Raw genomic sequence first — 4,812 nt, forward strand, 5'->3', positions numbered from 1 at the left:
GGCACACCGGCCAACCGGTCATGCGATCCCTGACCGCCTACGACCACTGACCCCTTGGAATCGATCATCTAGTGCCGAACCCCGACGCGCTGCTGGCCGAGGGCGACGTGAACGGCACGGCCTTTTACGACGCCGCCGTCGTCGCCGGTGGAGGCTGGTTGGCAACCCTGTGCGCCGTAGCGACCGCGATCGCGTGGGGACTACCGAACTCGATGGTCGCCCAGGTCGCCACGTCACGGCTGCTGTACGCGATGGCCCGCGACCGGCAACTCCCGGCGTTCCTGGCGAAGGTGTCGGTACGCCGCAGCGTGCCGATCAACGCCACCCTGCTCACCGGTGTCGTTTCCCTCGCCCTCGGCCTCTACATGGCGACTCGGGCGGACGGGATCACGTTGCTGTCATCGCTGATCAACTTTGGGGCGATGGTCGCCTTCCTCGTCCTGCACGTCTCCGTGGTCGTGCACCACCTGATCCGTCGGCGCAGCGGGAATTGGTGGGCGCATCTGGTCATGCCCGGGGTGGGGTTCGCAATCCTCGCCTACGTCGTGGTCAATGCCAACATCGCCGCGCAGCGCCTCGGCCTGGCCTGGCTGGCTCTCGGCATCCTCGTCCTGGCTGGCCTCTACCTGACGGGCCGAAGGCCCGTGCTGTCCGGCCTGGCCCCGGCTCAGCCGGTCGGGCGTGACATGGAGCGGGTGTGACCACGATGAGCCAATTCACCTACCGACCCGCCCGCGACGAGTTGGCCTACACCTTCGGCGGCCGGATCCCGGTGGCTCACGTCCGATCCGGCGACGTCTTCACCGTGCACACCGAGGACTGCTTCGGCGGACTCGTGCGGGGGCCAGCGGACCTGCCCTCCCAGGTGTGTCAGATGCCGTACCTGAACCCTGTGTCCGGGCCGTTCTTCGTCGAGGACGCCGAACCCGGCGACACCCTCGCCGTACACATCCTGTCGATCGAACCCACCCGCGACTGGGGTGTATCGGCCACGTTCCCGTACTTCGGGGCGCTGACGTCGACCTCGCACACCGCCACCCTGCAGCCGCCTCTCGATGAGCGGGTGTGGATGTACGACATCGACCGGACGGCGGGGGTGGTCCGCTACCGGGCCACCGCCAGCGACCACACCGTCGACCTGCCCCTCGACCCGATGATCGGCACCATCGGCGTCGCCCCAGGTGCCATGGAGTCCCGATCCACGATCGTCCCCGACTATTACGGCGGGAACCTGGACACCCCGGAACTACGCGCCGGCAGCACCTTGTATCTGGGGGTGAACGTCCACGGCGCGCTGCTGGCACTTGGCGACGGGCACGCCCGCCAAGGTCAGGGTGAAGCGATCGGCGTCGCGGTGGAGATCGCCACCAGCACCACCCTCGCCATTGAGGTCATCAAGGGCATCGACGCCGCGTGGCCGCGGCTGGAAACGGAAACCTCAATCATGTCGGTCGGGTGCGCCCGACCCCTGGAGGACGCCTACCGGATGGCCCACCGGGATCTCACCGCCTGGACAGTTGACCTGTGCGGGCTGCAGATCCTGGACGCCTACCAGCTCATCTCGCAGGCCGGGCGGGCACCGATCGGCAACGTCTGCGATCCGAACTACACGGTCCTCGCCGCGATCGACAAGGCGCTGCTCCCGCAGCCGCGACCCGCCTACCGCGATGCTCACGCCCGGCTGCGCGGCCTCAGCCAGACCGTAGCGGCGGGTGGTAGCAGGTGAGCGTATCGGTCCCCAGGCTGCCGCTGCGCGATGAGCTGTTCCTGCTCGGCCACAACGACGACACCGGACAACCTCACATTCACCGCACTGCCCTCGCTCTCGGCCTCGCCGGCGCTGTCCTGATCGACCTGGTCCTGGCCGGACGGATTGCCCTCGACGCGAACGACGCCCGCCCCGCCGGGGACCGGTGGCTGCGCCTGCACACCAACCAGCCGGTCGGTGACCTGATCGCCGACACCGCCCTGGCCTCCATTGGCTTTGCGCGTGCCGCGCCACTGCTCAAGGCATGGCTGTGCGGGTTCTCCGATGACTTGTATCCACGCACGCGAGCTGGCCTCGTGGCCGCCGGCATCCTTCGGCACACCGCCCGCCGTCGCCTCGGTGGCCTGGTCCGCGCAGACGTCTACCTGCCGACCCATACCAAGTGGGCGGTTGTGGCCCGCGCTCGACTGCGATACCTGGCCAGCGGCCAAGAGCGGCCCGACAACCACACCGCCGCCTTCGCCGGACTCGTCGCCGTCCTTGGCCTCACCGATCACCTCTACCTCGACGACGACACCGTCGCGCTTACCGCGCATCTGAAGACCATCGCCGACCAACACCACCGCCCGGTCCGCGACATCACCGCTGCCGTGGATGCCGCGGTCGGTGACCTCGCCACAGCCACTTATCGATAGACGACCGAGGGGATATCCACACTATGAACCCGAGCGTTCGCATCCGTCCGGCCCGCTGGGCAGACAGACAGGCCGTCGCCACGTTGATCGCCGACGCTCTGCACCCCAGTCCGCTCGCCGCCTGGCTGGTGCCTGACCCGGAATCCCGCCGTCAGGTTCTGACCGACGTCTCCGTGATCTGGGTGGAACACGCCCTGTTCTTCGGCGACGTCCACCTCACCGACGACCTCGCAGCCGCCACGGTTGGCTTCCACCGCTACCGGCCGGTCCCACCACCGGCCAGCTACGCGGCCCGCCTCTTGGACGCGGCTGGAGCGCATAGCGACCGATTCACAGCGCTGGAGGGCGCCCTCGGGCAGAAGCAGCCCACCGAACCGCACTACCACCTAGCGTTTCTCGCCGTTAGGACGGCCCACCAGAGGGGTGGTCGCGGCAGCGCCCTGCTGGCCCACCACCGTGCACGCCTCGATCGCATCGACCTGCCATCCTGGACCGCCGTTACCGCAGGCGCGGAGCACCTACTCGCCCGCCACGGGTACACACCCCGACCGCCAGTCGCGGTGCCGGACGGACCGAGCCTGTGCCCCATGCGCCGCAACTCCCGATGCGCCGAGCCTCTGCCGGACAACTCCGCGCAGCCGGTCGGCAACCGTCGGCAAGACCAACACGCGTAGCCCGCGGCTATGAAATCGCGCCGGTGCCCCCCGGCTCGGCCCACGAAGTTCGTCTGAACCATTAGCCCTCTCATTTGAGCCCTAAGAAACTGGCCGCCCTTACGAGAAGTCTGTCCCAGGACCCAAGGAGGCTCAGCCGTGCCCCTCCACTCCGCTCAGGATTTACCCAACGCGCATGACCGCCATCGTTCGCCTTCATTGCCCAGCTCAGACCTGATTACCAGCGTCTTCGGCGGTTGCGCGGGCACTCGGCCACAGGCGTGGACGGTTCCCCTTCATGCGGCTTCCCGGCTCGCGTCGCAGCATCGCGAACAATGGACGGCCGAGACGGTTTCTCGTGATCCATCCGCTGATGACCATGCTGTGGCTGCCGCCAAACGGTTGATTGACAGCCTTAACGCCACTCGCATTGATCTGATCGGTGACATCGACTCCTGGGTTGAGCAGGTGGTGCGAGCTCCCGATGGGGGACCTCTGCACACGGAAACGATCGGCTCGGTGATCGACCGGTTGGCCATCGCATGGGTTCGGTGGAGGCGGTTCTCTGAAACCGGGGGGCCGGACTCACGTGAAGTCGATCCTTCGCTGGCCCTCCAACAGTTCACCGAACTCGCTGAAGCCTTCGACGTCCTCGTGCTCGATATTCACGAGGGCCGGCGCCGCGTTCCTCGCTGGCGCACTCTCAAAAGCTATCGGGAGCTTCGATGAGGATTGCCGTCACCCTTAACGGCGCCGACAACGTCGGCAAGACCACGAACGCCCGGTGGCTGGCGTCGGCGCTGCCGGACGTCGAGTTCACCGGGACAATCGATGGGTGGGACCGGCGATGGGCCGAGGTGTCGCAACGGGACTTCGGTCAGTGGTGGTTCGTTGACAGCACCACAGACGAACATATCGACCTGGTGTTCAGCTCTCACGCCGCGCGGTGCGCCGGTGGTGGGCCCTTGGCGTTGGAGGACCGCGGTTGGCCGATGCTTGTAGCGACCTGCGCGGCAACGGCGGTGGTCAAGGACGGCATTTCAACCGCCGAGGCGCTCGCACTAGTCGAGGCCAAAGCACGTCGTTACGCCCCTACGCCGCGTCGCGAGCTGCACCTGCTACTGCGCCACAGCAGCCAGCGTGCGGCCGAGGCACACCACGCCGTGGCGCGTGACCCTGCACCGGCCACTGAGCGCTACGCCGAGTATCAGTGGCGATTGGCGGAGGCGATCGATCTTCAAGTCGACGGCGGGGAATACCAGGCCAGGGTGGTGCGCGGAGACCGCCCACTCCTTGATGTGCAGCGTGAAATCCGCGAGGCTCTGACGCAACTCGACGTGCCCGTCGTGCCGCTGCCGCCGGACCGGATCGAACACCTATGGGTGCTCGCTGGTATGTCCGAGAGCGGCAAGAGCACGGTCGGTGAGCTGCTGCGCACTGAGCACGCAGCCACTCGGCTGAAGATCGGCTATCTCATGCAGCTTGGCGCCGATCGGCGCGGTGCGGCCGATCCGTATCGCGAATGGGACGAGGTGACCCAGGCGCAGATGCTCTCGGAGGAGATCCTGCGGTTCGCCGCACTGAACCCAGGCAGCCACCGGATGAGCCTGGAGAGCGCGCACCGCCTCGAAGCCACAGCACACCTTCGCAGGATTTGGGGTGAGCGCTGCGAGGTCCTACGGTAGTTGTCAAGTCAAACTGAGACGGTCTGTTCCTGCTGGGTTGGCTGGTTGATCCAGGCATGGTCGGGCAGCCT

The 4,812-nt window shown here is 67.1% G+C and carries 5 protein-coding genes and 1 pseudogene; all 6 read left to right on the forward strand.

What is annotated here, in order from left to right:
* Positions 1-68: 68 nt before the first annotated feature.
* Positions 69-701, forward strand: a pseudogene (locus ACLQ25_RS32330) (amino acid permease); the annotation flags it as partial.
* 5 nt (positions 702-706) lie between these two features.
* Complete coding sequence (locus tag ACLQ25_RS32335) at positions 707-1,726, forward strand: acetamidase/formamidase family protein (RefSeq protein ID WP_425734523.1); 1,020 nt, start codon at positions 707-709, stop codon at positions 1,724-1,726.
* Positions 1,723-2,403, forward strand: a complete 681-nt coding sequence (locus ACLQ25_RS32340; RefSeq protein ID WP_425734524.1) for a GOLPH3/VPS74 family protein — start codon at positions 1,723-1,725, stop codon at positions 2,401-2,403. The genes ACLQ25_RS32335 and ACLQ25_RS32340 overlap by 4 nt, the downstream gene beginning before the upstream one ends.
* Before the next feature lie 23 nt (positions 2,404-2,426).
* Positions 2,427-3,077: an N-acetyltransferase gene (locus tag ACLQ25_RS32345; RefSeq protein WP_425734525.1), complete on the forward strand. Its 651-nt coding sequence runs from the start codon at positions 2,427-2,429 to the stop codon at positions 3,075-3,077.
* A 138-nt stretch (positions 3,078-3,215) separates the two neighbouring features.
* Positions 3,216-3,785 (forward strand): DUF4254 domain-containing protein, encoded by a 570-nt coding sequence (locus ACLQ25_RS32350; protein ID WP_425734526.1) that lies wholly within the window; start codon positions 3,216-3,218, stop codon positions 3,783-3,785.
* A complete protein-coding gene (locus ACLQ25_RS32355) occupies positions 3,782-4,741 on the forward strand; it encodes a hypothetical protein (RefSeq protein WP_425734527.1) in 960 nt (319 codons plus the stop codon). The genes ACLQ25_RS32350 and ACLQ25_RS32355 overlap by 4 nt, the downstream gene beginning before the upstream one ends.
* Positions 4,742-4,812 lie beyond the last annotated feature (71 nt).

This window comes from Micromonospora sp. DT44 (genome assembly GCF_049841635.1).
In the GTDB taxonomy this organism is placed as follows: domain Bacteria; phylum Actinomycetota; class Actinomycetes; order Mycobacteriales; family Micromonosporaceae; genus Micromonospora.

Bases quoted from the DNA above. Each gene is read 5' to 3' on its own strand.
- ACLQ25_RS32335 (WP_425734523.1), top strand. From the start codon at position 707: ATGAGCCAATTCACCTACCGACCCGCCCGCGACGAGTTGGCCTACACC.
- ACLQ25_RS32345 (WP_425734525.1), top strand. From the start codon at position 2,427: ATGAACCCGAGCGTTCGCATCCGTCCGGCCCGCTGGGCAGACAGACAG.
- ACLQ25_RS32355 (WP_425734527.1), top strand. From the start codon at position 3,782: ATGAGGATTGCCGTCACCCTTAACGGCGCCGACAACGTCGGCAAGACC.